The sequence below is a fragment of the Lactobacillus sp. IBH004 genome (assembly GCF_026185255.2).
Classification (GTDB): domain Bacteria; phylum Bacillota; class Bacilli; order Lactobacillales; family Lactobacillaceae; genus Lactobacillus; species Lactobacillus melliventris.
On the sequence record NZ_CP110217.2, the window covers coordinates 1182624 to 1208474 of the forward strand.

Annotated in this window: 26 protein-coding genes, 1 tRNA gene and 1 other annotated feature; of the genes, 3 read left to right on the forward strand and 24 right to left on the reverse strand. The window is 36.6% G+C overall.

Going from position 1 to position 25851, the window contains the following annotated elements; all coding sequences use genetic code 11:
• From rsmB to gmk, 5 genes are all read right to left on the reverse strand, one after another.
• Positions 1–1326 carry a 16S rRNA (cytosine(967)-C(5))-methyltransferase RsmB gene (rsmB, locus tag LDX54_RS05910; RefSeq protein WP_265666611.1) on the reverse strand — a complete coding sequence of 442 codons (1326 nt, stop codon included), beginning with the start codon at positions 1324–1326 and terminating at the stop codon, positions 1–3.
• The gene (gene fmt / locus LDX54_RS05915; RefSeq protein ID WP_265666610.1) at positions 1313–2257 is read right to left on the reverse strand and encodes a methionyl-tRNA formyltransferase; all 945 of its coding nucleotides are present in this window, start codon (positions 2255–2257) and stop codon (positions 1313–1315) included. Before fmt ends, rsmB begins: the two co-directional genes overlap by 14 nt.
• A 13-nt stretch (positions 2258–2270) precedes the next feature.
• Positions 2271–4670, reverse strand: coding sequence for a primosomal protein N' (gene priA, locus LDX54_RS05920; RefSeq protein ID WP_265666609.1), 2400 nt, complete (start codon positions 4668–4670; stop codon positions 2271–2273).
• Positions 4671–4731: 61 nt separating this feature from the next.
• Positions 4732–4950 (reverse strand): DNA-directed RNA polymerase subunit omega, encoded by a 219-nt coding sequence (gene rpoZ, locus LDX54_RS05925; RefSeq protein WP_046325061.1) that lies wholly within the window; start codon positions 4948–4950, stop codon positions 4732–4734.
• Between the two features lies 1 nt (position 4951).
• Positions 4952–5566, reverse strand: coding sequence for a guanylate kinase (gene gmk, locus LDX54_RS05930; protein WP_046325062.1), 615 nt, complete (start codon positions 5564–5566; stop codon positions 4952–4954).
• A gap of 177 nt (positions 5567–5743) precedes the next feature.
• Between gmk and LDX54_RS05935 the strand changes: the two genes are divergently transcribed.
• Positions 5744–6019, forward strand: coding sequence for a hypothetical protein (locus LDX54_RS05935; protein ID WP_046325063.1), 276 nt, complete (start codon positions 5744–5746; stop codon positions 6017–6019).
• Positions 6020–6051: 32 nt separating this feature from the next.
• Here LDX54_RS05935 and LDX54_RS05940 read toward each other — a convergent pair whose 3' ends face one another.
• The 16 genes from LDX54_RS05940 to LDX54_RS06015 all read right to left on the reverse strand — a co-directional run bounded on the left by LDX54_RS05940 (position 6052) and on the right by LDX54_RS06015 (position 20555).
• Positions 6052–6939 (reverse strand): GNAT family N-acetyltransferase, encoded by an 888-nt coding sequence (locus LDX54_RS05940; RefSeq protein WP_265666608.1) that lies wholly within the window; start codon positions 6937–6939, stop codon positions 6052–6054.
• A 20-nt stretch (positions 6940–6959) separates the two neighbouring features.
• Complete coding sequence (recN, locus tag LDX54_RS05945; RefSeq protein ID WP_265666607.1) at positions 6960–8648, reverse strand: DNA repair protein RecN; 1689 nt, start codon at positions 8646–8648, stop codon at positions 6960–6962.
• Positions 8649–8657: 9 nt separating this feature from the next.
• Positions 8658–9470 (reverse strand): TlyA family RNA methyltransferase, encoded by an 813-nt coding sequence (locus LDX54_RS05950; protein WP_265666606.1) that lies wholly within the window; start codon positions 9468–9470, stop codon positions 8658–8660.
• Positions 9470–10336 carry a polyprenyl synthetase family protein gene (locus LDX54_RS05955; protein ID WP_265666605.1) on the reverse strand — a complete coding sequence of 289 codons (867 nt, stop codon included), beginning with the start codon at positions 10334–10336 and terminating at the stop codon, positions 9470–9472. The genes LDX54_RS05950 and LDX54_RS05955 overlap by 1 nt, the downstream gene beginning before the upstream one ends.
• Before the next feature lie 12 nt (positions 10337–10348).
• The gene (locus LDX54_RS05960) at positions 10349–10591 is read right to left on the reverse strand and encodes an exodeoxyribonuclease VII small subunit (protein ID WP_046325068.1); all 243 of its coding nucleotides are present in this window, start codon (positions 10589–10591) and stop codon (positions 10349–10351) included.
• A complete protein-coding gene (gene xseA / locus LDX54_RS05965; protein ID WP_046325069.1) occupies positions 10581–11939 on the reverse strand; it encodes an exodeoxyribonuclease VII large subunit in 1359 nt (452 codons plus the stop codon). Before xseA ends, LDX54_RS05960 begins: the two co-directional genes overlap by 11 nt.
• Entirely contained in the window at positions 11926–12777 is an 852-nt protein-coding gene (locus tag LDX54_RS05970; RefSeq protein WP_046325070.1) for a tetrahydrofolate dehydrogenase/cyclohydrolase catalytic domain-containing protein, read from the reverse strand. Before LDX54_RS05970 ends, xseA begins: the two co-directional genes overlap by 14 nt.
• A gap of 57 nt (positions 12778–12834) precedes the next feature.
• On the reverse strand, positions 12835–13227 hold the full coding sequence (nusB, locus tag LDX54_RS05975; protein ID WP_110446241.1) for a transcription antitermination factor NusB: 393 nt from the start codon (positions 13225–13227) through the stop codon (positions 12835–12837).
• Complete coding sequence (locus LDX54_RS05980; protein WP_046325072.1) at positions 13205–13663, reverse strand: Asp23/Gls24 family envelope stress response protein; 459 nt, start codon at positions 13661–13663, stop codon at positions 13205–13207. Before LDX54_RS05980 ends, nusB begins: the two co-directional genes overlap by 23 nt.
• Positions 13664–13680: 17 nt before the next feature.
• The gene (gene efp, locus LDX54_RS05985; RefSeq protein WP_046325073.1) at positions 13681–14250 is read right to left on the reverse strand and encodes an elongation factor P; all 570 of its coding nucleotides are present in this window, start codon (positions 14248–14250) and stop codon (positions 13681–13683) included.
• Between the two features lie 72 nt (positions 14251–14322).
• Positions 14323–15432 carry an aminopeptidase P family protein gene (locus LDX54_RS05990; protein WP_046325074.1) on the reverse strand — a complete coding sequence of 370 codons (1110 nt, stop codon included), beginning with the start codon at positions 15430–15432 and terminating at the stop codon, positions 14323–14325.
• A gap of 143 nt (positions 15433–15575) precedes the next feature.
• Positions 15576–15869: a 50S ribosomal protein L27 gene (rpmA, locus tag LDX54_RS05995; RefSeq protein ID WP_038523172.1), complete on the reverse strand. Its 294-nt coding sequence runs from the start codon at positions 15867–15869 to the stop codon at positions 15576–15578.
• Positions 15870–15882: 13 nt separating this feature from the next.
• Positions 15883–16197 (reverse strand): 50S ribosomal protein L21, encoded by a 315-nt coding sequence (gene rplU, locus LDX54_RS06000; protein WP_046325075.1) that lies wholly within the window; start codon positions 16195–16197, stop codon positions 15883–15885.
• A gap of 13 nt (positions 16198–16210) precedes the next feature.
• Positions 16211–16285: a sequence feature (ribosomal protein L21 leader region), on the reverse strand.
• Between the two features lie 87 nt (positions 16286–16372).
• Positions 16373–17212 carry a YitT family protein gene (locus tag LDX54_RS06005; RefSeq protein WP_046325076.1) on the reverse strand — a complete coding sequence of 280 codons (840 nt, stop codon included), beginning with the start codon at positions 17210–17212 and terminating at the stop codon, positions 16373–16375.
• Positions 17213–17385: 173 nt separating this feature from the next.
• Complete coding sequence (locus tag LDX54_RS06010) at positions 17386–18705, reverse strand: DUF2325 domain-containing protein (RefSeq protein ID WP_046325233.1); 1320 nt, start codon at positions 18703–18705, stop codon at positions 17386–17388.
• Between the two features lie 86 nt (positions 18706–18791).
• Positions 18792–20555, reverse strand: a complete 1764-nt coding sequence (locus LDX54_RS06015) for a DUF2207 domain-containing protein (protein WP_046325077.1) — start codon at positions 20553–20555, stop codon at positions 18792–18794.
• A 201-nt stretch (positions 20556–20756) separates the two neighbouring features.
• Here LDX54_RS06015 and LDX54_RS06020 point away from each other — a divergent pair.
• Positions 20757–20830 (forward strand) — tRNA-Arg (locus LDX54_RS06020).
• Between the two features lie 80 nt (positions 20831–20910).
• Here LDX54_RS06020 and LDX54_RS06025 read toward each other — a convergent pair.
• Positions 20911–21396, reverse strand: coding sequence for a hypothetical protein (locus LDX54_RS06025; RefSeq protein ID WP_052724654.1), 486 nt, complete (start codon positions 21394–21396; stop codon positions 20911–20913).
• A 513-nt stretch (positions 21397–21909) separates the two neighbouring features.
• Between LDX54_RS06025 and LDX54_RS06030 the strand changes: the two genes are divergently transcribed.
• Positions 21910–22947, forward strand: coding sequence for a PTS sugar transporter subunit IIC (locus tag LDX54_RS06030; protein WP_046325078.1), 1038 nt, complete (start codon positions 21910–21912; stop codon positions 22945–22947).
• A gap of 67 nt (positions 22948–23014) precedes the next feature.
• Here LDX54_RS06030 and LDX54_RS06035 read toward each other — a convergent pair whose 3' ends face one another.
• Together LDX54_RS06035 and LDX54_RS06040 are read right to left on the reverse strand one after the other, a co-directional pair.
• Positions 23015–24640: an amidohydrolase gene (locus LDX54_RS06035; protein WP_046325079.1), complete on the reverse strand. Its 1626-nt coding sequence runs from the start codon at positions 24638–24640 to the stop codon at positions 23015–23017.
• 15 nt (positions 24641–24655) lie between these two features.
• Positions 24656–25846: an MFS transporter gene (locus LDX54_RS06040; RefSeq protein ID WP_110446248.1), complete on the reverse strand. Its 1191-nt coding sequence runs from the start codon at positions 25844–25846 to the stop codon at positions 24656–24658.
• Positions 25847–25851: the final 5 nt, after the last annotated feature.

Genomic DNA, 25851 nt, shown 5'->3' on the forward strand with positions numbered 1-25851 from the left:
CTAACCTCGCAATTTAAACTTAGCAATAAAGAAGCCATCGCTACCATAACTATCCGGTAAGATTTTAAGCATCCCCTTTGGGGCTTTTAGCTTACCCGCTGTAAAAGGCTGTAATTCATACTCATCATGCCTTTTTAAAAAAGCTTTAACTACGTCTTCGTCCTCTTCTTGGGAAATAGTGCATGTCGCATACACTAATTCTCCATCTTGACTTAATAAGGAACTTATATGATCTAAAATATTTAATTGAATTTGTTGCAATTTAGTTAAGTCATTTAATGTTTTAGTATAACGGATTTCCGGTTTCCGCCTAATAAGACCTAATCCAGAACAAGGAGCGTCCACTAAAATTTTATTAAATTGCTCTTTTTTAAATTCTTGATCTGCTTTTCTAGCATCAAGTGGCTTGACAATTACTTTTGATGCCACATGCATCCTGCTGGCATTCTCTTTAACTAAACGCAGCTTATTTTCATGTATATCAAGGGCGGTAACATGACCCTGCTTCAACTTTTCAGCGATCTGAACAGTTTTACCTCCTGGTGCACTACAGGCATCAAGAACTTCTTCATTACCCTTAAAAACAAAAGCACTTACCGCCAAACTAGCAGCTTCATCTTGAATTGTCAATTTTCCTTGCTTAAATAAGTCAGTTTTAAAGATTCCCCCATGTGCTAAAATCAGTTCATCTGAAGCAATTTGAGAATCAGCAGGAAGAAATCCTAAATTTGATAACTCTTTTTTGACCGAAATATAATCAGCCAATTTTGAAACTCTCACTGTATTTTTAGACGGCTTATTAATACTAGCTAATATGGCAGCGGTTCTATCTTCACCCCAATGACTAATCAAGTACTGAACTAACCACTTAGGCGTGCTTTCTTTGACACTAAGATAAAGCGTCTTGTCTTTTTTATCTGGCAAAATTGAGCCTCTTCTTAACAAAGCACGTAAGATACCGTTGACAATTTTAAATCCAGCAGAATGCCTCTTACCGTATTCTTTTGCCAATTTATTAGCCTCATTTAGGACCGCTCTAGCGGGAATGCTGTCCATAAACAAGATTTGGTAAGCAGACAGCAATAATAATGGCCAGAGGTAATCTTCCTTGAGTTCTGTCTTCAATAAATCATGGAGTTGATACTCCAAATAAATTTTTTCTTGTATAGTGCCGTAAACAATTCTAGTTGCTAAATTCTGATCAGCTTGACTAAGCTTAGCTTCACGCAGACTATTATTAAAACTAATATTTGAATAGGAACCTGAACACAATACACGAATTAAAGTAGACAGGGCCACTGACCGGGCACTTTTAGGAGCCGACAATTTTATCACCTATAGCAAAGCTTTTTCCTTGTCCGTTTAAAAAGCTTTTTACAGTCATTTTTTTCTTTCCTGCTGGTTGAACCTCAAGTAAATTTAAAACCGTATGATTGGCAAAACTGATAGCAAAACGTTTTTTATTAGCAACTACTGTTCCAGCTGGTAGAGTGGTAGTTTCTGGAGCCACTTCGGCCCGCCATACTTTAAACCTTTTATTATCAACCAGCAAATAAGCTCCGGGAGCGGGATTAAGACCGCGAATCAAGTTGTTGGCTTTCGTTGCAGTCATACTTATTTTTATTTGTTCCTGCTCTTTGCTAATATTTGGAGAAAATATTACTTTAGTTTCATCTTGAGCCGTTTTTTTCTGAGGATCTGCAATAATTTGAGGCAAAGTTTGAAGCAATAAGTCACGTCCCAAAAAAGACAATTTTTCAAACACGGTTCCTGCTGTATCATCTTTTTGAATGGTAATTGCTTTTTGAGCATATATGGCACCAGCATCCATTTGCTTAACCATTTCCATAATTGTTACCCCAGTTTGCTTATCTCCGTTGATCAGAGCGTATTGGATGGGCGCCCCACCACGATACTTCGGCAATAATGAACCATGAACATTAACTGCAGCTATTTTAGCTGATTGCAAAAATTTACTAGGTAAAAATTGACCATAAGCAGCAGTGATAATCAAGTCTGCCTGCATCGCTGTTAGTGCAGCTACTTCTTCTGATTTTGCCAAATGAGCAGGTTGAAAAACTGGTAAATTTAATTTTTGAGCTAAAACCTTAACTGGAGACTCAGTAACTTCCTGCTTGCGACCAACTTTTTTGTCAGGTTGAGTAACCACTGCCTTGATTTCATATTTTTCATCTGCAAGCGCCTTTAAAATAGGCACGGCAAATTTAGGTGTTCCTAAAAAAATTATTGATGTCATTAAACATTCCCCTTTACATTATGCGTTCAGGCTCATTATCAATATAGACAGATAAGCCATACTTTTTCATTTTTTGTGCCGAATCTTGGATTTGATGTAATAACTGGTTAAGATTATCTTCTTTTTTATATTTTACCAGTATTTGATAATAATATTTGTTTTTTAGACGAGAAATTGCACTAGGTGTTGGACCTAAAACTATTGTTGCTTGGTGTAATTTTGGCTGTAACCATTTTTTTATCTTAAAAGCCTCTCTAGCAGCATTTTGTTCTTTTTTCGCAGCTACTGAAACCAAAACAGTATAAAAATATGGCGGATAATTACCAGCATGTCTAACACGCATTTCGTATTGATAAAAACGTTCATAATTCTGTGTCTTAGCTAGTTTAACCGCATAATGACCTGGATTAAATGTTTGGATGATTACCTCTCCCTTTTTTTGAGCTCGACCGGCTCGGCCTGCCACTTGAGTGAGTAATTCAAAAGTACGTTCAGAAGCATTATAATCTGGCAGCCAAAGACCTGTGTCAGCATTAACAACTCCTACCAATGTCACATTAGGAAAATCAAGTCCCTTAGCAATCATTTGCGTGCCCAGTAATATATCAGCTTCATGGTTGCCAAATGCATCCAGAATTTTTTTAAATGCACCCTTTCTTCTTGTAGTATCTACATCCATCCGTAAGACGCGAGTACCTGGTAATAATTGATTTAGTTCTGTCATTACTTTTTGGGTACCAGTTCCCAAAAAACGTATTTTTTTACTTTGACAATTTGGGCATTTTTCAGGAATTGCCGTCGCATAACCACAATAATGGCACTGCATTTTATTTGTATCTTTATGCATAGTCAATGAAAGATCGCAATTAGGACACTTCATGACATAGCCACATTCACGACAAAGCATGAAGTTAGCAAAGCCCCGTCGATTTAACATTAAAATTACCTGCTCATTTTTGGCAATTCTTTGTTTTATTGCGTTAACCATCTCAGTAGAAAGGTCGAACTGTCCACCAGTATAATTTGCCTTTTTTAAATCCACAATGTTAACTTGGGGTAAACTTTGTTTATTAGCACGATGTGGTAACCTCAACAATTGATAAACGCCCTTTTGCGCGCGTGCTCTGCTTCCAAGAGACGGAGTTGCACTGCCTAATATCAGGGGACAAGAATGATACTTACTGCGCCAAATTGCAACCTCCCGAGCATGATAGCGCGGATTGTCCTCCTGCTTGTACGATGATTCATGCTCTTCGTCAATCACGATCAAGCCAATATTTTCTAAGGGCGCAAAAACTGCACTTCTGGCTCCCACCACAACACGGACCTCATTACGTCGTATGCGGCGCCACTCATCATACATTTCGCCTTCAGACAAGCCGCTATGCAAAACAGCAACTTGTTGACCAAATCGGCTCTTAACTTGCTCAACCATTTGTGGAGTTAAAGATATTTCCGGAACCATCATTAAAGCATTTCTGCCCTCTTTTAGCGTAGCGCTGATAGCATTTAAATAGACTTCAGTTTTACCGCTGCCAGTCACACCTTCCAACAAGAAGATACGTGACCTTTTTACTTTAATTGCTGGTACTATATGGTTAAGTGCCTCTTTTTGATCCTTGTTTAGCTTAATTTTTTTAGACTCATCTTTGGAGCGATTATAGTCTGTCAATGGATCACGATATTTTTCAATCTGCTTTTTATTAAGCCAGCCCTTTTTGACAGCATTGGTTAATGAAACTGTATTGAGGTGTGTATTATTTTCAATTTGACTTTGCATTAAAGGAAAATTATTAAAATTTTCGATTAAATACATAATGAGCTGCTTTTGTTTGACAGCATTTTTCCTTAATGACTCGTAGATACTGACATATTCTTTCTTAGTTTTGCATAAAGAATATTCGTTTTCAGTTTTAACCCGGGCTTTATTTTCAACAAGGTATTCAACTTTGGCATCATTTGAATGCAATAATTGACGTATGGCGGCAATTTGCTTATTGTCGGTTATTTTAGTTAAATCCAATGGGTCTCCCTGGAAAAGACCCATTTTTTGCGCCTTTGCAGAATTAGGAACCAAAATTTTACAATAGTTGGCCCGCATAATTCTTGGAAGCATCGTTTTTAAAATTGATATGCGATAAGAATAAATATTATCAGCTAAATCCTTTGACAGCTTTACTAATTCCGAAGTTAGCGGCGGCATTTCATCAACCACTAAAAGTAAATCTTTTAATTTACCTTGATATTGACTTGTCGTATTTAGTCCTACCACGAAGCCTTGTAATTTGCGTGGACCGAATGGGACAAAGACCCTTGAGCCTATTTCAACTTTACCAAGTTCCTTTGGCACATGATATTCAAAGACTCGATCCGTTTGCTTAGCCGCAACATCAACGATTACTTGTGCAATCATTTAATCACCTTCAAAAAATGACCTCCATCTCTTTTAGGATGGAGGTCATAAATTTTATTAATTACTGATTAACCTCGCGATGATTGGGATCAACGGTAACTTTACCAGCTTCTATTTCTTCTAAAGCCTTACCAACTGGTTTTTGTGATTTGTAGCTTTTTAAAGCTTCAGGATCACCGTCTTCCAATTCATGTGCTCTTTTGGCCGCAAGAACTGATAAAGAATATCTTGAATCAACCTGTGCCAACAATTTATCAATAGATGGATATGTAACTCTCATTTTAGTCCTCCTTAACCATTTTGCGATAAGTATCAATGACACGTTTTACACTAACATGTTCTGCTTCGACAATCGCCTTGATATGATCAACTGCATTGGCAACTGTATCATTAACAACAGCATAATCATAATCCTGCATCACCAGAATTTCTTGACGAGCCTGCTTTATCCGGCCCATAATCACATCTTCTGATTCAGTACCACGATTTTCCAACCTGGTATGTAATGTATGCAAATCAGGTGGCGTGAGAAAAATAAACACTCCATCAGGCATTTCTTGTCTAACTTTTTGGGCACCATTAACGTCAATTTCCAGCAGAACATCTTTACCTTCATCAAGCATTTTTTCAACTGGTGCCTTAGGAGTGCCATAATAATGGTTCACATATTGATTATACTCCAAAAGTTCATTTTGACTGATTGCCTGCTTAAATCGTTCTTCAGTAACAAAAAAATAATCTTTACCATTGATCTCTCCAGGCCGTGGCTGTCTGGTGGTCATGGACACGGAATATTCAAATGGAAAAACTTTATTCTTCACAATTGCACTTTTAACGGTACCCTTACCTACTCCCGAGGGACCCGAAAGGACAAGTAACAAACCTTTTTCTGTCATGCCAAACTCCCTTATGAAAAGCTATTGTATCTAGTTTGCACTAAAATGATAATATTTTCAAGTCATGGTATTTTTAACCAACAAAAAAATTTAAATTTAATACTTGTTTTTTAGAACAGATGTTCTTATAATATAAGTTGTCAAACAAATGTTCGGTTAAATACAAGGGATGGTTTGATGAAAAACTCACTAAAAAAACTTTGTCACTATTTTTTCGATTATGATGATGAAAAATTAAGTATTTACAGCCAATATAATTATGAAATTTTAGCTGAACTCAATAGAGCTCTACTTGGCCGCTCATATGTGCTAATCAGTTATCAGGACGGAACAAGTGAAATCGGCCAAATTATCAACCGTATTTCTGCAGGGCGCTTTATTTTGCGTTCAGTAAATAAAAAGATTATAAAGATTATTGATATTGATAATATTTTCAGAATTGATCTTGAATAGTCAATTTTACTAAAATAATTTATTGCCAGGAATCAATGTGATTCTTGGCTTTTTAAATACAGTGTTTCACTTAGTATTTTAAAACCAGCTTTTTCATAAATGTGAATTGCCGTTTTATTGGTGATGTCAGCATTTAAAGCAAAAACTCTGCTGCCTTCCTTTTGCAAAATTGCAATCATCTTTTTGATAAAAAATGTCCCAAAGCCTTGTCCCCGAAATGGCTTATCAATAAACAAGCCAAAAAAGTAATCTTCGTTATCGCCATGATCAACAGCACAATAGCCAGCAACTTCATTACCTCTTAACAACAAAAAGCTTGTAGTATCTTTATCTGCCAATGCATTTTTAACATATTTTGTAGATGTCGCAATCTCAACTCCAAAAGCATGACTGTGAGCCTTAGCAACTTGAGCAATATAGTTCTTTGTTAACGGCTTAACTGCTAAAATTTGGTTTAATCTATCTGCTTTATCAAGTGACAAAGGTTGTTCAGTCCGCATATAATAATCAGAATCTTCTTTGACCACAGTTAAGTTGCAATTCGCTAAAAAGTCTGGATTTTTTGCTAAAAAAACTTTTTCTGACACAAATTCCCATTTATGATAATCATATTGCAACAAAATATGTTTGGAACGTTTCCACATTTTGCTAGCAATGTGGTGTCTGCGAAATTCAGGATCAACTACTAAGTTGACTTCGACTTCTTCAGCAGGACCGTCATCAGCATAAAGCATTGTTAAACCGATTAACTTTTGCCTTTCATAAGCCAAGACAAATGTTGGCATATCACTGAAATAGTTGTACTTGTTGCTTAAATAAATATTTGAATAGGTGTTATCAGCTTTATTTATTCTTTTATTTAAGCCAGCAGCCTGTTTAGTCTCCTCGTTATTTAAAGTAATTCTTTCAATAACTTTCATTCTTTTACCTTTCAATATTATTATTTCTTTTTTCTTTTAAAGCTCCTCATCAAATCCTTGGCATTTTGTTTAGCTGCTTGCGTCACGTCACTACCAGCCATCATTTCTGCAATTGCAGTTATTGTTTCTTCCTGAGTTAAAGGCCCAATTTGAGTATAAGTAGCACCATCTTTGACTTTCTTGGCTACCAAATATTTCTGATCTCCCGCAGCTGCTACTTGCGGTGAATGTGTAATCGCAATAACTTGTTTATTTTCACCAATTGAATGCAATTTTTGACCAATTGCCGCGGAAACGCGACCGGAGACGCCAGTATCAATTTCATCAAAAATCATTGTTCCTACTGGTTCAACTTTACTGAAAATTGCCTTCAAAGCCAAAATCAAACGGGATTGTTCTCCTCCTGATACAATCTTGACCAAAGGCATTAATTCTTCACCCGGGTTTGGTGCTATTAAGAAGACAATATTATCTGTACCATTCTCAGTAAAAGTTTTGGTCGTTGCAAAATCTATACTAAAGCGGGCCTTAGCCATGTATAAATCTGCTAATTCCTGCTTGATTTTGCTTTCCAAACTTGCAGCCACTTTTTTTCTCATTTCATGCAGACTTTTTGCTTCAGCCTGAAGCTCTTGTTCCAGAGTTTTGAGCTGCTTTTGCAGTTTTTCCTCATCAAGTCCGCCAGCTTCATATTGACCCAATTCAGTCTGGATTTTGTCATAAAAAGCAAAAACATCTTCTAATGTAGGACCATATTTTTTCTTGAGTGAATTAAGCAAATCTAACCTGCTGGAAACATATTGAAATCTTTCCTCATCAAAGTCCATTTCGTCAAGAACATTTGATAATTCACTGCGCGCATCACTTAAAGCAAAAACCCCATCATCAATTGTCTTGGCAATATCTTTAAATTTTGCACCATACTCTGTGAGTTCATTTGCGGCACTTTGAGCGTTACCTATTAAAGTTTCAATACCGTGATCCTCGTCATCATATAATTGCATTAAATAATTAGCTGTATCAACGATTTTTTGATAATTATTTAATTCATTATATTCTTCTTCAAGTTGATCATCTTCATGAGGATCTTTCAAGTCAGCCTTAGACAGTTCGTCATTTTGAAAGGACAAAATATCTTGTTTTTGTGCCATTTCCTGTGCATTTTTATGCAAATGACTAATTTGCGCTGTTAATTTTTGCCACTTTTTAAAATTTGATTGGTAAAGTGAGAGTTCTTGTTTAAAATCATTTGACGCGTAATTATCCACTAAATCGATTTGTCTATCCTGATCCATTAAAATCTGCTGGTCATTTTGGCCATGAATATCAACCAGATAATTACCCAGCTCTCGTAAAACATTAATTGTGGTTAATTGACCGTTTATTCGAACAATATTGCGTCCTTTAACAGCTAATTCCCTGCTGATAATCAATTGGTTGTCTGAATCGGGAACACCATATTTTTCACAAATTTCGGCAATTTTTTTAGTCACATGGTCAACTTCAAACAAGCCTGTAACAACAGCCTTTTTCTCACCACTGCGAATCATTTCTTTTTGACCACGGCTGCCCATTAATAAAGAAACTGCATCGATAATAATAGATTTCCCAGCACCAGTTTCACCAATTAAGACAGTCATATTTTCTTGAAAGCGAACCTTCAATGCTTTTATAATGGCAAAATTTTTAATATCCAGTTCAACTAACATTTCTTTCTCCTAAAGATCGGCAACAGCCCGAGCAACCACTTCTTCCGGGGTCCCAGACCATAACAATTTTCCGCCATCTTTTTCTTCTTTTTGTAAATGTATTAAAAATTCAATATTACCTTTGCCACCTTTTATCGGTGAATAGTCAATATTAAGAACATTAAATCCAATTGCTCTGGCTTTTTCAATTGTATGCTTAATGACAGCGCAATGAACAGCATGGTCGTGGACTACTCCATGTTTGCCGACATGCTGTGGACCTGCTTCAAACTGCGGTTTTATTAAACAAACTGCATCACAGCCATCTTTTAAGATCTGAAACATCGGCGGCATAATTAAATCAAGCGAAATAAAAGAAACATCTGTCATCGCAAATTCGGGCTGTCCGTGAGTGAAATCACTTAGCTGACTATAACGAAAATTTTGTTTTTCCATCACAATTACACGAGGATCATCTCGCAGCTGCCATGCAAGTTGATTATAGCCAACATCCAGTGCGTAAACGAGTTTAGCCTTATTCTGTAAAGCCACATCTGTAAAACCGCCAGTAGAAGCACCGATATCAAGGCAGATTTTATCTGATAAATCAATCTGAAAAGATTTTAAGGCTTTGGCAAGCTTAAAACCTCCACGAGAGACATACTTCTTATCATTTTTTTTGATATAAAATATTTCATCAACGGGAAAACTGGTACCGCTCTTATCTATTCTCTGGTGATTATGATCAGAAACTAATCCGGCCATAATAGCCCGTTGAGCCTGAGTCCGCGAATGAAATAATCCTTGCTGAACTAATAAAATATCCGCTCTCTTTTTTACCATTACAATACCTTTTTATATAAATCAAGAAATCCCACTAAAACATGTGAGTCAATATTTTTTAAAGATTGCTGAGCTTCATTAATTAGAGCAGATAACTCTTCACGGCTTTGAGCAATTCCAAGTAAAGTTAGTGTATTATTCTTACCATTTTCGGAATCTTTATGCGTTTTCTTACCTGCTTGCTCACTAGTTTCGACCACATCAACTAAATCATCATAAATTTGATATGAACGACCAAAAGCATGAGCAAATTGGAGAAGTTGCTTTCTTTGGGCCATATTTGCATGACCATAGTATGCTCCCATTTCAACACATGCTCTGAGTAAACAGCCCGTTTTTAACCATTCCATTTTATTTATAAATTCAGAATTATGGGCAACACTTTCATTATTAGTAGAGTCGATATCTAAATATTGACCGCCAACCATACCATTAGGACCCACTGCTTGAGTAATAATATTCACTAAATTGGCAGACTTGCTTCCTTGAGCGATCCACTGAATTCCCATTGGTAATAGTGCATCCCCAGCAAGAATTGCTTCAGCTTCACCCCATTTTTTATGACTTGTTAATTTTCCTCTGCGGAAATCATCATTATCCATCGCTGGTAAGTCATCATGAATCAATGAATATGTGTGAATTAATTCAATTCCACACGCAATCCTTATCTCGTTGTCACTAATTTTGGCTTTTAGTGCAGCTAAAGTTGCTAAAAATAGTAAGGGCCGCAGCCTCTTGCCACCAGCCATAACTGAATAGGACATGATTTGACTTATTTTTTTATCTGTAACTTCACTTTCAAGATGTTCTCTTAAAAAGTTATCTATTACTGGAGTCCATGTTGCTTTGAATTCATTAAATGTCATTTTTACTCTTCTTTATTTTTCAGGTGCAGCAGCATCATTGGGGTCAAGCTTGCGTTCAGTACCATCACTCTCAATTAATTTTGCTACTGTTTCTTCAGCTTCAGTTAATTTTTTATTCAAATTGCGGCTTAATTTGACACCTGTTTGAAACTGCTCAAGAGCATCCTCCAGTGGAATATCACCGTTTTCCAAATTATTAACAATTGTCTGCAATTCTTTTAATTCTGCTTCAAAATTATTTTTCTTAGTGGCCATTTTTTTCTCTCCTAGTTGAACCAATTATTGCTGTCGCTTGTCCGTCTTTAAAATGCAGTCTGACTTCATCTTTTATTTTAACTTGAGCAATAGAACTAACAGTTTTATTTTGTTTATCAGTAACAAAAGCATAGCCTCTGTCCAAAGTTTTGAGAGGACTGTAATCATTAAGTTGCTGCCCTGTCTGACTCAAAGCATTGCGTTTTACTTGTAAACACTGCTTCGTATTAGCAATTAACCTCTGATAATAAAAATCTGATTGCTGCAATAACGCTGCAATTTTTTTACCAGGACTGACTGCAAGCAGTCTTTGCTTTTCCAACTGGTAACTTTGTCTTCTGCGTTCTAATTGACGCACCATATTATTATGTAAATTATCTCGCAAAAGGTCTAATGTTTGTGCCTGTTCATCATACAGTCGTGTAGGTTCACGCATGATAACAGAATTATTAATACGATTTAAAGTATCACGCCGAATTCTGATTGTATTTTGCATACTAGAAACAAGACTATTCTGCATTTGACGAATATTAATTAATTCATCTGCCAAATTAGGAGTAGCGTATTCAGCAGCTGCTGTGGGAGTAGCAGCGCGCACATCTGCAACTAAATCACATAATGTAGTGTCCGTTTCATGACCTACTGAAGAAATAACCGGCATTTTCATAGCAAACACTTGTCGTACTACACTTTCTTCATTAAAGGGCCATAAATCTTCAAGCGAACCACCGCCACGACCGATTATCATAACATCATATTTATCTTTAAACTGAGCTATTTGCTTCATCGCAGATACTAATGAATCGGCAGCCGAATCTCCCTGGACTTGAGCGGGGAACAAATCAACTTCTGCATGAGGAAATCTCCTGTTAACCGTCACTAAAATATCATGGATCACAGCGCCAGAAGCACTGGTTACAACGGCAATATAATCAGGAAAACGAGGTAAGGGCTTTTTATATTTTTGGTCGAATAATCCTTCATTTGCAAGTTTTCTTTGCAACTGTTTCAGTTGTTCATATAAGGCTCCTAGTCCTGCCGGTTCCATCGATTCTGCATAAAACTGGTAAGAACCCTGTGGCCCATAAACACTAACGTAACCCGTTACATAGACTTTCATCCCCTCTTCAGGCTTAAACTTTACTTTATCAAAATATGACCGAAACATTACTACATTAATTTTAGATTTTTCATCTTTTAGTGAAAAATACTGGTGAGAGTTGCGGCGATAACGGAAATTAGACAATTCACCCTGAAGAAATACTTTATGTAAGTAGGGATCGTTTTTAAACTTTTGAGTTATATAGTAATTTAGGTCCGAAACTGTGAGATATTTAGCACTTTCCATATTTTCTCCTTGTCAACTGGACAACCTGTTCCATAAGAGATTCAACTGTGAGTGGCCCCACTCCTCCTGGCACCGGAGTAATAAAGCTGGTTAGCGGTGCAACCTGAGCAAAAGCGACATCACCGACAGTTTTACCCTTTACGCGACTGATGCCCACATCTATGATAACTGCACCTTTTTTGACCATATCAGCAGTAACTAAGTTAGCTTGTCCAGTTGCTGTCACCAGAATATCAGCTCTTTTGGTATATTCTGCCAAATTCTTTGTTTTTAAATGTAAAATTGAAACTGTTGCATCCCTTTCAAGCATTAATGCAGCTAAGGGTTTGCCTACAATACTACTTCTACCTATAATCACGGCATTTTTACCTTTTAAAGTAATGTGATAATAGTCTAGTAAAGCCAAAATGCCATGTGCTGTTGCGGGTTCAACAAAATGTTCCCCTTGCCATAAACGTCCTATGTTTGCAGGTGTCAGACAATCAACATCTTTTTCAGGATCAATAGCTGCTAAAACTTCATTTAAATTAATCTGCTTTGGTACAGGTAATTGAATCATGATGCCATTAACCGCTTTTTCATTATTCAGACGTTTAATTAATTTTAATAGCTCTTGCTGCGGTACCGTTTTTGGCAATTGAAACAGTTTTTGCTCTATGCCAATCTGATCTGCTCTGCTCTTTTTAGTTTTAAGGTAAATTTTACTGCTAGGATCGTCACCAATATTAATTACGCAAAATAGTGGCTGCACCCCCAGCGATTTTAATTCGCAAACTTGCTTTTGCAATTTTCGAGCACGAATATCAGCCAAGCGCTTGCCATCTAAAAGCTGCCCCATTTTTGTCATTTCCTTTTCTAAAAAAATAGTCGGCATAAAGCCGACTATAAGATATTTTTAGATAAAGTTTGCTAACATACCATTAATAAATGGTTTATCTTTGGGATCAGCAAACTCATCACACAAGTTCAAAGCTTCATTAACTGCAGCTTTTGGCTCAATTTCTTTACTGTATTTTATTTCATACAGAGCAACTTCCAAGATGGCCAGCGAAATTTGGTTAATACGGTTAATCCGCCAGTTTTTCTTTAAAAAACCGGCTAATTCACCTTTTAACTCATCCCGCTTTTCAATTACTCCTTCAATTATTTCTTTAGAATAAGCAGGAAGTTCTTTCAAATCAAGCATTGCAACAGTTTTGGCTTCAACTTCACTGGCCGTATATTTAAGATCTTGGTTTGCTAAATAAACGGCCTGCATTGCGACTCTACGACTTTCGTGTTGATTCATTTTTACCCTTTTCATCTATGTCAGAAAACAGTTGTGAAGTACCACTACCATCCTCTTCTTCCTCATCTGGGAATTCTAGACCGGTAACATGCACGTTAATTTCGCTAAGAGTTAAATCTGTCATCTGTAAAACCTGCTGTTTCAAAGACTTCTGCAAGTTCGTTGCTATTTGAGGTACATTTTTTCCTGCCTCAATGCTAACGTAAACATCGGCGGTTAAATTGTGTTCGTCATCAATGTTAACAGAGACGCCTTTGCCATGGTTTTCTCTACCTAAAACGCGATTGATTCCAGATTTGACGTTACCGTGCATTTCGGCAACTCCATCCACTTTTTCGGCAGCAATCCCCATAATAACTTCAAGAACACTAGGATCAATTTCAATTTCTTCACCGTTATTTTTATCATCTAAGACAATTTTTGAACTATCTGCCATTTTTTTACCTCGAAAAATTATTTATTTGCGCGAGATACGTATGTACCATCGACCGTATTAATTACTAAAACGTCTCCTTCATTGATGAAGAAAGGTACGTTAACAACAAGACCCGTTTCCATTGTTGCGGGCTTACCACCACCTGATGAGGTATCACCCTTAATATTAGGCTCTGTTTTGGTAACCGTCAATTCAACAGTGTTCGGTAATTGAATTCCTAATGTTTTACCATCATGCATAATTACACTGACGTTCATATTTTCCTTTAAGAATTTAGCTTCGTCTGTTACTTGTTCATTAGGAATTGCCAGCTGGTCGTAGGTTGTTGTATCCATAAAGACGTAACTTGAACCATCATTATACAAGTACTGCATAGCCTTGGTCTCAATTTCTGCAGTTTCAACTTTAGCGGTTGAGCGGAAAGTGTATTCCTGCACTGCACCAGTGTTCAAGCTCTTTAGCTTTGAACGAACAAAGGCGCTACCTTTACCTGGCTTAACGTGCTGAAATTCAACAATTCGCCATAAGTCATTATTATACTTAATAGTTAAACCATTCTTAAACTCATTAACTGAAATCATTGTCATATTGAGTACCTCATCTCCATAATATTATCTTACCAATTAGTAAGCGATTTTACTATAATTATTATTTATCTTTTACAAAGAAATTAAGTCGTCTTTAGGTAAAGTTGATAGTGTTTCAGGACAGTTATCGTTGATTAAGATGTCGTCTTCGATCCTGACACCACCCTTATTTGGCAAATAAATTCCTGGTTCAACTGTATGAACCATATTATTAATTAGTTCTTGTTTACCAAAAGGCAGAGCCGGCTGACAAAGTTCATGTATCTCAAGTCCTATACCATGACCTATTCCGTGGCCAAAATATTGGCCATATCCTTGTTCAGTAATATAGCTTCTGGCTGCTCGATCAACATCAGAACCGTGGTTGCCGGCAACTGCAGCTTCAATGCCCCGTCTTTGCGCTTCGTGGACGATTTTGTAAATTTTATGCATTTCCTGGTCAACTTTGCCAACCGCAACAGTCCTGGTAATGTCAGCCGCATAGCCGTGATAAAATGCACCAAAATCGATTACAACCATGTCACCATTTTCAATCATTTTGTCACTGGCAACCCCGTGAGCCCAGGCAGAACGTACACCTGAAGCAATAATCGTATCAAAACTAGGACCATCACCGCCATTGACTTTGAAATAGTAATCTAATTTAGCTCCTATTTTCCTTTCAACAGCTCCCGGTTTAATTAAAGGCAAAATTTCATTGAAACTATCCATCGAAATGTTAATGGCTGTACGTAATGTTTCTAATTCAAGGGAGTCTTTGATATTGCGAACTTGTTCGACTAATTCTTGACAAATCTCAAAATCAACTTGCGGGTTTAGTTTTTGCAATTTCGTAAATTCAACCGCTGAAACGAACTCCCCTTCAATTAAAACTTTTTGCAAGTTAGCTTTTTGCAATTGATTAGTAATTTCAACGTCTTGATCTTTCGTTTTCATTACCACGTCAATTTCGCCTGGAGCTTCAGCCTTAATCTGGTCAATAAAGCGTGAGTCCGACAGTAATATCCGCTCCCCTTTAGCAGTTAAAATTAATTGTGCTTCTTCACCGGTAAAATTAGTAAGATAACGGTAATTAGCTTGATTAAAAATCAGCAAGCCATCGGCATCACGCTCTTTAATTAGTTCGGTTACTTTCTGTATGCGCCTGTTGATTAGTGTTAATAAATCATTTTGTTCAGTCATGCTTGTATTCTCCTGTATATCAAACTTTTACTTCAATTTTAACCCCAAAGGGATATACAATACCATCACATCATTACTTTTTTAAATAAAACAGAAAAAAGACGAGAAGCATATGCTTTTCGTCTTTTGGTTTAAGAACTAAATTACTTAGCTTCTTCTTCAACCGGAATAACAGAAACTTGTTTTCTGTACTTGTCTTTCCGCTCAAATTTAACTACACCATTTACCAAAGCAAACAGAGTGTCATCTCCACCTTGGCCAACATTTTTACCAGGGTGAATCTTTGTGCCACGTTGACGATAAATGATTGAGCCAGCATGAATAGTTTGGCCATCAGCAGCCTTAGCGCCTAAACGACGACCTGCTGAATTACGTCCGTTGGCAGTAGAACCTCCACCCTTGTGGTGGGCAAATAATTTAAGATTTAAAATATTCATTATTATTTCACCTCTAGTTTAATTCAATTTTCTCAACTGTAACCTTAGTATAAGGTTGACGGTGACCATATTTTGAATGTGAGTGCTTCTTAGGCTTGTACTTAAAGGTTACAACCTTTTTTTCCTTACCTTGCTTTTCAACCTTAGCAACAACTTTAGCACCTTTAACTAACGGTGTACCAACTTTAACGTCCTTGCCGTCTGAAGTAAGAACTACTTCATCAAAAGTAACTTCTTTACCTTCTACAGCATCAAGCTTTTCAACAAAAACACTATCGCCTTCAGCAACTTTATATTGCTTTCCACCGGTTTTAATAATTGCGTACATTTACTACCCTCCAAAAATTACTTAGACTCGCCAATTGAGGTGCTCTAACCAAGACTTATGACCTCAAAATGTGCGGTTGCAGATGTGGAGGAACCCACAAATACAACTATTACATCATACTACTATCAGGTTCAATTAGCAATAAAAAATGTCTTCTTTATCTGCTAAATAAGGTTTAAATTTGCCATTTACCACCATGCACTTTAGCAATGTTTTCGGTGACGATAAATGCTTCACTATCAATTTTACGAGCTTTAGCAACTAGCTGACCATATTCGTTAGTATCAACAACAATCACTAGCTGTTGCTTATCCTGATCACTATAACCACCTACGACATTGTAAACGGTCAAGCCATCATAATCCTGCTGCAGCATTTGACGAATTTTTTCTAACTTATTGTTACTCATAATGCGCACCTGATATTTTTTATCAAAACCAGTTTCTGTATAACGCATAGTCATTGTAGTAATTACCTGAGAAAAAGCGGCCAGCAGAAAAGCTTCAGTACCATCAACAAAGATATTCAAAAAAATGACAGACATATCAATAACCATTAATGATAATGCGGGATCAATATAAAAATACTTTTTTATAATCAAAGGCGGAATGGTAGTCCCACCGGACGAAGCGTTAATGCGATATAGCATTGAAACACCAACACCCATTAAGACTCCGCCGTAGATAACTGCGAGCATATTATTCGAAGTTAATTTAAAACTAGGTGTAATTGCCATTAACACAGGTACTAAAAGGCTGCCTAAAGCCACCTTTTTTAAAGTTTCTTTACCTAAAAAAACGGCAGCTAAAATAAGCATCAGAGCATTGACCACAAATACCGAAAGAGAGCGGTTAATTCCCCAAACAGCATCAATCAATATTGAAATACCTGTAGAACCACCTGCAGCAACATTAATAGGAGCATAAAAGAAATTTATTGATATTGTAATTATTTCTAAACCAGCTAAGAAAAAAAGCCAATATTGCCAGGTATGCTTTTGCGTTTTTGTTTTCATCTCATCTTCCTTCCATAAAATTGTTATTTAATATTGTACAGGAAAAAAGCCAAATCATGCAAGAAATATGGGCTTTCCTATTTAACCTGCAGTAAAATTGCATGAGCAAAAACACAAAGCTGACCTTTATTTCTTAAATTATTAAGAAATTATAAAGAAAATCGTTATGACTATCAGTCAGCAACCTGATAATCGATTGTTTGATTACCTTCATACGCTGGCAAACCCTTTTCAGCACGGTATAAAGCTCGCTCAAACGCTTGGTAGCCTTTACTTGAACTAACTGCAAATTTGATGTGATACTTACTGGCAAATTCACTGATATTCCAAGTACTGTCATGGGCAGCAAATGCCGTTACCAGGATTACAATATCCAGATCCTTGATCTGATTTTCCATGATTTTTTTCTTGCCCTGGAAAGCATCAATGGGGATAGGTATGCCATTATACCTTTTGACTATTCCTTCCAACATCGCCTCATTCTGGTTATTGCCAATAGCAATGCCTACTCGTTGATAATGTAAATCCAATGCCAGCTTAGTTAAATTCTCATCTTTTTCTGCAGTAGTGCTTCTTTTCTTTTTAGCGCTATTAGGCTTCTGCGGTTGCTCAAGCTCATAAATCCAGCGAATTTGAATTGCTTCTTCCGGATTTTTTTTCAAACGAACATCGCCATCATACCAAGCTAAGTCAACAATTGAGCCATCAACTAATCTAATGTTTTCATCCCAATACTTACTCGAATCAACAGGAAGAAGAACCGCCTTACCATTAACACGTAATTTCTTTCCTTGAGCATTGCGAGTAATAGCTAAATGACCCGCGCGTCCTTGCACTACCGCATATTTAAACGTTGAGATTGAATCAACTTCCATAGACGGCAATTCACGAAAGCCAACAACGCGTAAAATAGTTGCTTCATAATGGGAATTCTTATCTTCAGGAACGGCCTCTACTATATCACCACTTTTTAAGTTTAAAGAATGAATTTGAGACTCTTTCAACGTATACACTCTTCTATTACTATCATTAATCAAATCACAGCCAGATAGCAAACGAATTACTGTATACCGTTTTCCTTTCCGATAATCTCTCTTACTCTTTTGGGGAATTTCAAGGGCTTCTTCGAAAACTTTTTTATCAATCATATCTTTAGGCGTTTGCAGCAGATTAATTGCTTGCTTTAGGTTGACTAAATTTTGGCGATATTTTTTATTAATATTTGGAGCAAGCGTTAGTTTTTGAATTGCCGAAAGTGCTGTGTTCTTACTGGCAATATCTCCAGGATTTTTAATTAACCGGGCTAAGCTGGTTAAGAGCAAATTAAGTTGCTCTAGATCAACTTCGATATTATTTTTAGCTGTTACTGTTGCAGTCTGCTCATCAGTCATGCCCAAAATTAATTTAATTGCTGCTATCCCATTCTTTAAGCTCTTATCATCTCCCGCCGTCTGATTAAGAATTCTTTTTAAATTATTGCGATAATCGAACATCATTTTACCTATCTTTTTAGAATTTTACTTAATTATAGCAAATGCAAAAACCAATCTTTAAGCCAGGCTTTTAGTCAGAAGACAAACTAGAAAGCTCCTCCACCAGAACCTCCGCCAAAGCCGCCGGATGAACCACTGGAGAAACTGCTAGAGCCAGAAGATATACCGTCACTAAAACAAGAATCAAAGTTGGCAGTAAAACTGTCTTTGCCCGTGTTTGAAATAAAACCGTAATAGAAGTAATTACTGTTTTGAATCTCTTCCTCACTGAATTCGATTTTCATTTCTTTCATGACTTTGTCTGCTAAACCGAAAGAAACGGCATAAGGCATAATATCTTCCCATAGTATGAGATCACCGACATCTTTCATTTTAAACTTGCCGATATCTCTCAGCATTTTCTTGAAACCGCGTATTTTTTCAGTTTCATTTTTGCCTGTTTCAGAGTATATGCCAATCTTTTTATTACTATAAACTAAAGCAAGAAGACTCAAAAGCAGAATTAAAACTTCACCTATAACTATTACCAAAAGATATTTTAAAGAACTTGTTAATGCAATTACCGCAGACGCAAAGCTCACTGCCATCGTCAAAATAATAATACCGATAACTTTAGCCCGACTATTGGTCAACGTATCAGGTAAATATATTTGTTTTTCTTTACTGTCAAAATAATTAGTTGCCCAGGTATCAAAAGAGTTTCCAAGCTTTTTACCATGGTACTTTTTCAACTCTTGCGTCGTGAATTGGCTACCATCACCAATGGTATTAAAAAGGGCTTTCATTAGAGGATTATTATCAAGAATGCTTTTGTCTAACAAGGTTATTTGATAAAAGGTTTTCCGATGGACCTTAAAATCTGCGATCTTGATCTTTTTCTTAGCCGCTAAGCTAATTAAATATGCCGTAAAGGCCTTATTATCGGGCTTTTTAGCAGTATCCAAAATTTGCGCTAACACTGGATCCACATCAGGTATTTCATAATTATGAGCCAATTCGCGACTCTTGCGCGGCTTAAAACCAACTGCTTTGGTTCTGAAACCTTTAATAATTCCTAGAAGTCCGACAAACAAGCTTAATGCTATTAGCCAAATACTTCTTCTTTCTTTTTTCTGCTTATTTCTAATGGTTGCTTGAGCCAATTCTTTCTCTTGCTTGATAACTGCTTGGCGGTGATTCTTGTTTTTAACATTTTTATTTTTGGCAGTGATACTCACAGGGAAAATACTATGAACTTCGATACCGGTGTCGCCAGCAAGATTCTCAGCTATCATAACAATTTTTCCTTTTTTCGGATTAACTTTAAGGTAGCCATCAAGTGGCCCATGAGCCCAGGCTTTCAGTCCTTTAACTGGTCTAGCGAAAATAACGCTGGCCTTGACATAGTCTAAGTCAGTATCCCAGCCATTACCAATAATCTTAAAATTAAGTTCAGCAATGTCGCGATAATTAATAATGGCGTTGGTTATGCGATAAAAATACGTCACAGTAAAATGGCTGTGATTTTTTATAGGATAAAACACTTTAAAGCGATATCCGCGCTTCATTTTTTTAAGAAGATAGTTATTAACTGTTTGTCTCTTTTGATTTTCATTTTTTACCTGTACTTTTACGTCTTCAATTTTTTGATTTGAATTTAAAGCTTGCCGGTAATAAACGCCATGTGCTCGACTATTGAATTGGTAGGTAATTGCCCTTTTCATTGACAAAGAACCATCAGGATTAACTTTGGCACTTGTGATATTTTTAGCAATATCATAATCAACATCGGCTTTTACTTTTTGTACAGGGCTTAAGCTAACTAGAAGCATGCCTAAGAGACAGATAAATTTTAGTAATTTATGTTTCATAATTTTTCCAATCATTTAAAATAATTATTTTAATTATACCGATTACAAACTACAATTAACATATTAATCTTATAATCTCTTCTTTGCCAACATCAATTTTGCTTTAAAATTATTTAAACAAAATCGCAATTTCTGGTTGCAATTACTTAAATTTTTTTCTATAATAGTTACTGTTCTTGCGCAGGAATACGCAAAACTGACGGTCTGGTAGCTCAGCTGGATAGAGCAACGGTCTTCTAAACCGTGGGTCGTGGGTTCGAATCTCACCCGGATCATTTTGTTATAAATAGTTAACACTTGTTTGAACTCTTAAAGAAAAGAACTATAACAATTCAGTTATAGTTCTTTTTGTTTGCTAGTTCTTCTTAATTTTTGAAATCAACACTCTTTGTCTCTTCGGATTCAAGCGGTAATAACCTGAAAAAATACCTAAAAATGTTAAAACTATAGTTCCGCCAACTAGCAGCAATATGCTGTCTTCGTGAAGTTCTCCGATAAATTCATATAAAGAAGATACCATCTTTAACCAACCACCAAGAGAAACAAAATACCAGGCAGTTGCTTTGTCAATAAAACTCATAGCTGTACGTAAATCTGATTCATTTTTGATAATACTGCCCAAAATTTTGACTGCTCGTCTCTTTTCTAGGTATATTTTGACAATAGGTATAATCCAGTAAAGAGGAGAAATCTTAGGCTGTGCTTTGCTTGATTGATTAAATTCTTTTAAAAACCATTCGTAGTCATAAAGCTCCATTAATCCCTGATATAGAGGAAAAGCGAATAGCAACCAGTCACCCAAAAAACTGATACAGTTAATAAACAGTGTGATAATAAACACTTCTTTCTTTTACAATAGAATAAATTTATATTTTACTTGAGAATATTCTAGTCGTTACTAAAGAGTTATTCAAAACTTTTATTTTTAATTTTTTGGCTTTTTAGTGCGGAAAATATTAAAAAGATAAGATCACGTCAGTTCAGCATTTTAATATTTTGCTTACTTGTATTACTTAAGCAGGATGATTTCAAATTGTTTAATTAACTGCTGTATCAGCTGTTTTCAAATTAAATTAAATTAGGACTTGCTTTTTATTTATTATTAAGTTATGATATTGCTTAAATATTTATGAGAGGTAAAGATTATGACGGCAATTAAAAAAATTAATCAACCGCAAGTTAAATATTATTTCTGGTACTTCAGCAATTTGATCTGAGTGCCTGGTTTGTCATTGTCTTAGACACACAGTTCAATCTTCATGACAATTGTGTGTTCAAAGACTTAAGTACTTTCTTCTCTGAAGACTCACACAGTTGTCGTCATCTGTGTGAGTTTTTTATTTAGGAGAGAAAAATGAATACTTTGAAAAAGATTACGCTAGATACCCTAAACGGCTTGTCAACTGGTATAGTTGTAGCTTTAATTCCCGGAGCCTTAATTAACCAGCTGGTAAAAGCTCTTTTACCCAGTATGCCACAACTAAGTTTTATCTTAGCCTTAACTACCTTTGCTTCAGCGTTGTTACCAGCAATTAGTGCAGTATGCGTCGGCATGACAGGTAAATTGACACCTATTCAAACTTCATCCATCGCCTTAGCGGCAACAGCAGGCGCTGGTAATTTCATGATGAATAACGGTAAAGTCACTGTAACAGGCAGTGGTGATGTCATTAATACCGCGATTACGATTATGATTGCTTACGGACTAGTATTGTTTTTTGGTAAAAAATTAAAGGCATACACGATTTTACTGGTTCCCCTTTTAGTTTTACTAATAGCAGGTGGAATCGGCTGTCTGACGCGCATACCTGTTGGTCAACTCACTAGTTTGATCGGTTTAGGAGTCCAAAAACTGACAGACTTGCAGCCCATTATCATGGGAATGCTAATGGGAATAGTATTCGGCCTGCTCATTGTTTCGCCGATTTCTTCAGTGGGCATCGCCACTGCAATCAGCATTTCTGGTATTGCTTCTGGTTCTGCAAATCTTGGTATTACAGCCGTTTCCTTTGCGTTAGCTGTTTTTGGATGGAAATCCAATAGTTTCGGGACATCAATTGCTCACTTCTTGGGCTCTCCCAAAATGCAAATGGCTAATTTAATGACTAATCCAAAACTACTTATTCCGCTTTTAATCAATGCTGGTATCATGGGTGGTTTGGGAGCAGTCTTTCAAATTCAGGGAACACCAATGAGTGCAGGCTTTGGTTTTTCCGGCTTAATCGGACCCATAGCGGCAATGGCTAATCGGCCCGCAAATTTGTTCAATATTCTTTTAATCGCAATTCTTTTCTTCTTTTTGCCAATTGCGTTGGGCATATTGATGAACTACCTCTTTAATAGCAAAGTACATCTTTTTACAAGTAAAGATTTTGAACTAGATTTCAATTAATTTTAAAACAAACAAAAACTGATAGTTATCAATCATAATCGCTAACTATCAGTTTTTTAGTTTTAATTTACTTACCGCGCTTATAAACCAACTTACCATCAGAAAAGGTTAAGTTAACTTTGGCAAAACGAATTTTTTGCGGATCAATGTCAAATAGATTTCTATCTAATACGATGACATCGGCCAATTTACCAGGTTCCAAAGTTCCCAGTTCATTTTCGAAGGATTCAGCATAGGCTGACCACTTGGTATGAGCCTGCAAAGCTTCAGTCAGAGTAATTGCATGTTCTCGGAAATAACCTCCATCTGGTTTACCTTCATTTGGTTCACAACGCGTTACAGCCGCATAAATTGTCCAAATTGGATTTACAGAGTATACAGCGGGAAAATCTGAACCAAAAGCCAAATGGCTTCCCGCATCAAGTATTTCACGGTATGGCCAAGTGTGTGACAACCTCTCTTTACCAATACAAGGCAAATATCCTCCACTCATATAGTCTCCAATGCAATGTTGCGGTTGAACTGCACACATTACATTTAAACTCTTCAGTCTGTCAATGTCGTCTTGTCTAATCATATCAATATGTTCTAAGGAATTGTGCAAAGTTAACTTGCCAATTTTACTTTTGGCATATTCATATGCATTTAGGGCCATCGTACTTGCCTGATCACCAATAGTATGTATTTTGACAGGGAACCCTTCCTTTTGGGCCGCTAGAACATATTTGTTGAGCTCATCCTGAGTTAAAGAAGTATCACCAAATTTTCCAGGATCATTATCATACTCTTTACTCAAAAAGGCAGTATGAGCTTCAACCACGCCGTCAAGAACTTGTTTCAAACCTGCAACCCTATGCTTATTAGTATGGTACTTTCTCTTCAGTTCTTTCGCACCAGCAATATCTGTCAAGGATGGAAATGATGTAATTCTGGTAGTTAATTCTCCAGATTGTTCTAATTCATCAAATATTTCCGGGATATTGTCATTCGTTAGACCTGACGGATAGACATCAGCAACTGAAGTGATACCTAATTCACGAAAGTGCTTTAGACATTTCAGCAAAGATTGTTTCAGTGTTGGCACATTTAAAACCTCGTCCATCATGGCTTTTGTTGCTGGTGGTTCGTATAGAATACCATTTAGTTCGCCCTGTTCGTCATGACCATATATTCCACCTTGGGGATTGGGCGTATCTTTTTTAATACCAATCTTCTCTAGAGCTATAGAATTGCACCAGACGGAGTGAAGGTCAAATGAATTTAAACATACTGGGCGGTCTAAATTTAAAGCATCTAGTGATTCTTTTGAGGGAGTATGAGGATTATCCCAAACTTCTGCATACCAACCTGTACCATATATCCAAGGATTATCAGGATGCGAATCAGCAAATGATTTAACCATTTGTACACATTCTTCCTCACTCTTACAGTTCATCATTTGAATGCAAAAGTCCGGATCATTTTGAACAGAACCTAGCGAAATGTGCATATGAGAATCGTTAAAGCCGGGCATAATCAAATGATCACCACAATTAATCACGGTGGTTTTTTCATCGATATAACCAGTCATTCTATCTAACGGCACGATCTTCAAGATGCGATTTCCCTTGATTAAAACGCAACCAGATATTGGCTTATCACCAGCACCAGTAAAAATAGCTGATCCTTTTAAAACGAAATCTGCTTTTTCCATTTTTTTCTTGCCTTCCTATTTATTTTTTGCTTTACTACCAACTTCAGGCAACGCCAATATACATAGTATCGATAATCCGAAAATTAACGACTCAATCCCTAGATTCTTAGCGTAGTCGTTTCCAGCAATCTTGGACACAATGATTGGAATAAAATATGATATCAGCATTGAAACTGTACCAACTATTCCGCCAGCACTACCAGAATATTTCTCTCCTATTTCTGGAAATTGTATTGGCATAGCTTGAACTATTGGTCCACTAATTGCAGTAAAGAAACCATTAATTACTAACATGGCCCATAAAAAGAAACCAGCTGGTGTATACCAGGTAAAGTACATTACGATCGCACCAATTAATGTCGTTACGGTCAAAAACATCTTATAACGACCAAGCTTGTTGCACCAAGCTGGACCAATTAAAGAGCCAAAGAAACTACCGACAGTAACTACAGAAGACATAATTCCGGCTGTCGCATTATTAATATGTTGACCTAAATTAAGCGCCTGCGGTAAAAAACCAGCATAAGCAGTTGTTGAGGCGATTCCTAAGCCAGCACAAATTGAGACAATCCAGGTATTTTTACTTTTAATAGCAACTTTTAAATATTTCATTGTCGGTTCTGCTGGCGGCAATGATTCGCCTTTAGGAGTATCACGAACAAAAACTATCCAGCAAATAGTTAAAACTAATAATGAAACAGATGAAAACATGTAAGCAGCATTAACAGACGGAAACCATGAACTAGTGATTTGAGCCAAAGTTATTCCCAAGCATGAAGCTGCGTAGAATACACCCATGGCAGCATCCGTATCCTGCTTAAACCAGGTACCCAAAACTTTAATTAAGTTGGCATTTAAAAGTGAAATAAAAATACCGCATAATAAGAGCATTATCATCATCATGGCAAAATTCGCTGCAATAAACCGGCCAAATGCACCTATGATGGATAAAATACAACCCACTGATATTACCTTTTTAGAGCCAAATTTATCTCCTAAAGATCCAGCCGGAATACTAAGCACAACGGCTACGAGCATTGGCGCCATTAAGAGAGCCGAAAACTCAGCAGTCGTAATATGTAATTGAGGCATAATTACTGTGGCCAACGCCGAAACCTGAAACTGAATATAATTAGCAATAAAACACAACAAACTAACAATTGTTAGAATCACCCAGCGATAAGCAGGTAATTTTTGTTTCTCCATAACTT

Excerpts from the sequence above, each read along its gene's own strand:
- LDX54_RS06030 (WP_046325078.1), top strand. The coding sequence starts at position 21,910 with ATGAATACTTTGAAAAAGATTACGCTAGATACCCTAAACGGCTTGTCA.
- fmt (WP_265666610.1), bottom strand. The coding sequence starts at position 2,257 with ATGACATCAATAATTTTTTTAGGAACACCTAAATTTGCCGTGCCTATT.
- xseA (WP_046325069.1), bottom strand. The coding sequence starts at position 11,939 with ATGGAAAGTGCTAAATATCTCACAGTTTCGGACCTAAATTACTATATA.
- LDX54_RS05950 (WP_265666606.1), bottom strand. The coding sequence starts at position 9,470 with ATGGTAAAAAAGAGAGCGGATATTTTATTAGTTCAGCAAGGATTATTT.
- LDX54_RS06005 (WP_046325076.1), bottom strand. The coding sequence starts at position 17,212 with ATGAAAACAAAAACGCAAAAGCATACCTGGCAATATTGGCTTTTTTTC.
- LDX54_RS05935 (WP_046325063.1), top strand. The coding sequence starts at position 5,744 with ATGAAAAACTCACTAAAAAAACTTTGTCACTATTTTTTCGATTATGAT.
- recN (WP_265666607.1), bottom strand. The coding sequence starts at position 8,648 with ATGTTAGTTGAACTGGATATTAAAAATTTTGCCATTATAAAAGCATTG.
- LDX54_RS05940 (WP_265666608.1), bottom strand. The coding sequence starts at position 6,939 with ATGAAAGTTATTGAAAGAATTACTTTAAATAACGAGGAGACTAAACAG.
- LDX54_RS06040 (WP_110446248.1), bottom strand. The coding sequence starts at position 25,846 with ATGGAGAAACAAAAATTACCTGCTTATCGCTGGGTGATTCTAACAATT.
- LDX54_RS05960 (WP_046325068.1), bottom strand. The coding sequence starts at position 10,591 with ATGGCCACTAAGAAAAATAATTTTGAAGCAGAATTAAAAGAATTGCAG.
- LDX54_RS06035 (WP_046325079.1), bottom strand. The coding sequence starts at position 24,640 with ATGGAAAAAGCAGATTTCGTTTTAAAAGGATCAGCTATTTTTACTGGT.
- LDX54_RS05980 (WP_046325072.1), bottom strand. The coding sequence starts at position 13,663 with ATGGCAGATAGTTCAAAAATTGTCTTAGATGATAAAAATAACGGTGAA.
- priA (WP_265666609.1), bottom strand. The coding sequence starts at position 4,670 with ATGATTGCACAAGTAATCGTTGATGTTGCGGCTAAGCAAACGGATCGA.
- LDX54_RS05955 (WP_265666605.1), bottom strand. The coding sequence starts at position 10,336 with ATGACATTTAATGAATTCAAAGCAACATGGACTCCAGTAATAGATAAC.
- gmk (WP_046325062.1), bottom strand. The coding sequence starts at position 5,566 with ATGACAGAAAAAGGTTTGTTACTTGTCCTTTCGGGTCCCTCGGGAGTA.
- LDX54_RS06015 (WP_046325077.1), bottom strand. The coding sequence starts at position 20,555 with ATGAAACATAAATTACTAAAATTTATCTGTCTCTTAGGCATGCTTCTA.
- nusB (WP_110446241.1), bottom strand. The coding sequence starts at position 13,227 with ATGAATCAACACGAAAGTCGTAGAGTCGCAATGCAGGCCGTTTATTTA.
- LDX54_RS06010 (WP_046325233.1), bottom strand. The coding sequence starts at position 18,705 with ATGTTCGATTATCGCAATAATTTAAAAAGAATTCTTAATCAGACGGCG.
- LDX54_RS05970 (WP_046325070.1), bottom strand. The coding sequence starts at position 12,777 with ATGGGGCAGCTTTTAGATGGCAAGCGCTTGGCTGATATTCGTGCTCGA.
- rpoZ (WP_046325061.1), bottom strand. The coding sequence starts at position 4,950 with ATGAGAGTTACATATCCATCTATTGATAAATTGTTGGCACAGGTTGAT.
- efp (WP_046325073.1), bottom strand. The coding sequence starts at position 14,250 with ATGACAATGATTTCAGTTAATGAGTTTAAGAATGGTTTAACTATTAAG.
- rplU (WP_046325075.1), bottom strand. The coding sequence starts at position 16,197 with ATGTACGCAATTATTAAAACCGGTGGAAAGCAATATAAAGTTGCTGAA.
- rpmA (WP_038523172.1), bottom strand. The coding sequence starts at position 15,869 with ATGAATATTTTAAATCTTAAATTATTTGCCCACCACAAGGGTGGAGGT.
- LDX54_RS05990 (WP_046325074.1), bottom strand. The coding sequence starts at position 15,432 with ATGACTGAACAAAATGATTTATTAACACTAATCAACAGGCGCATACAG.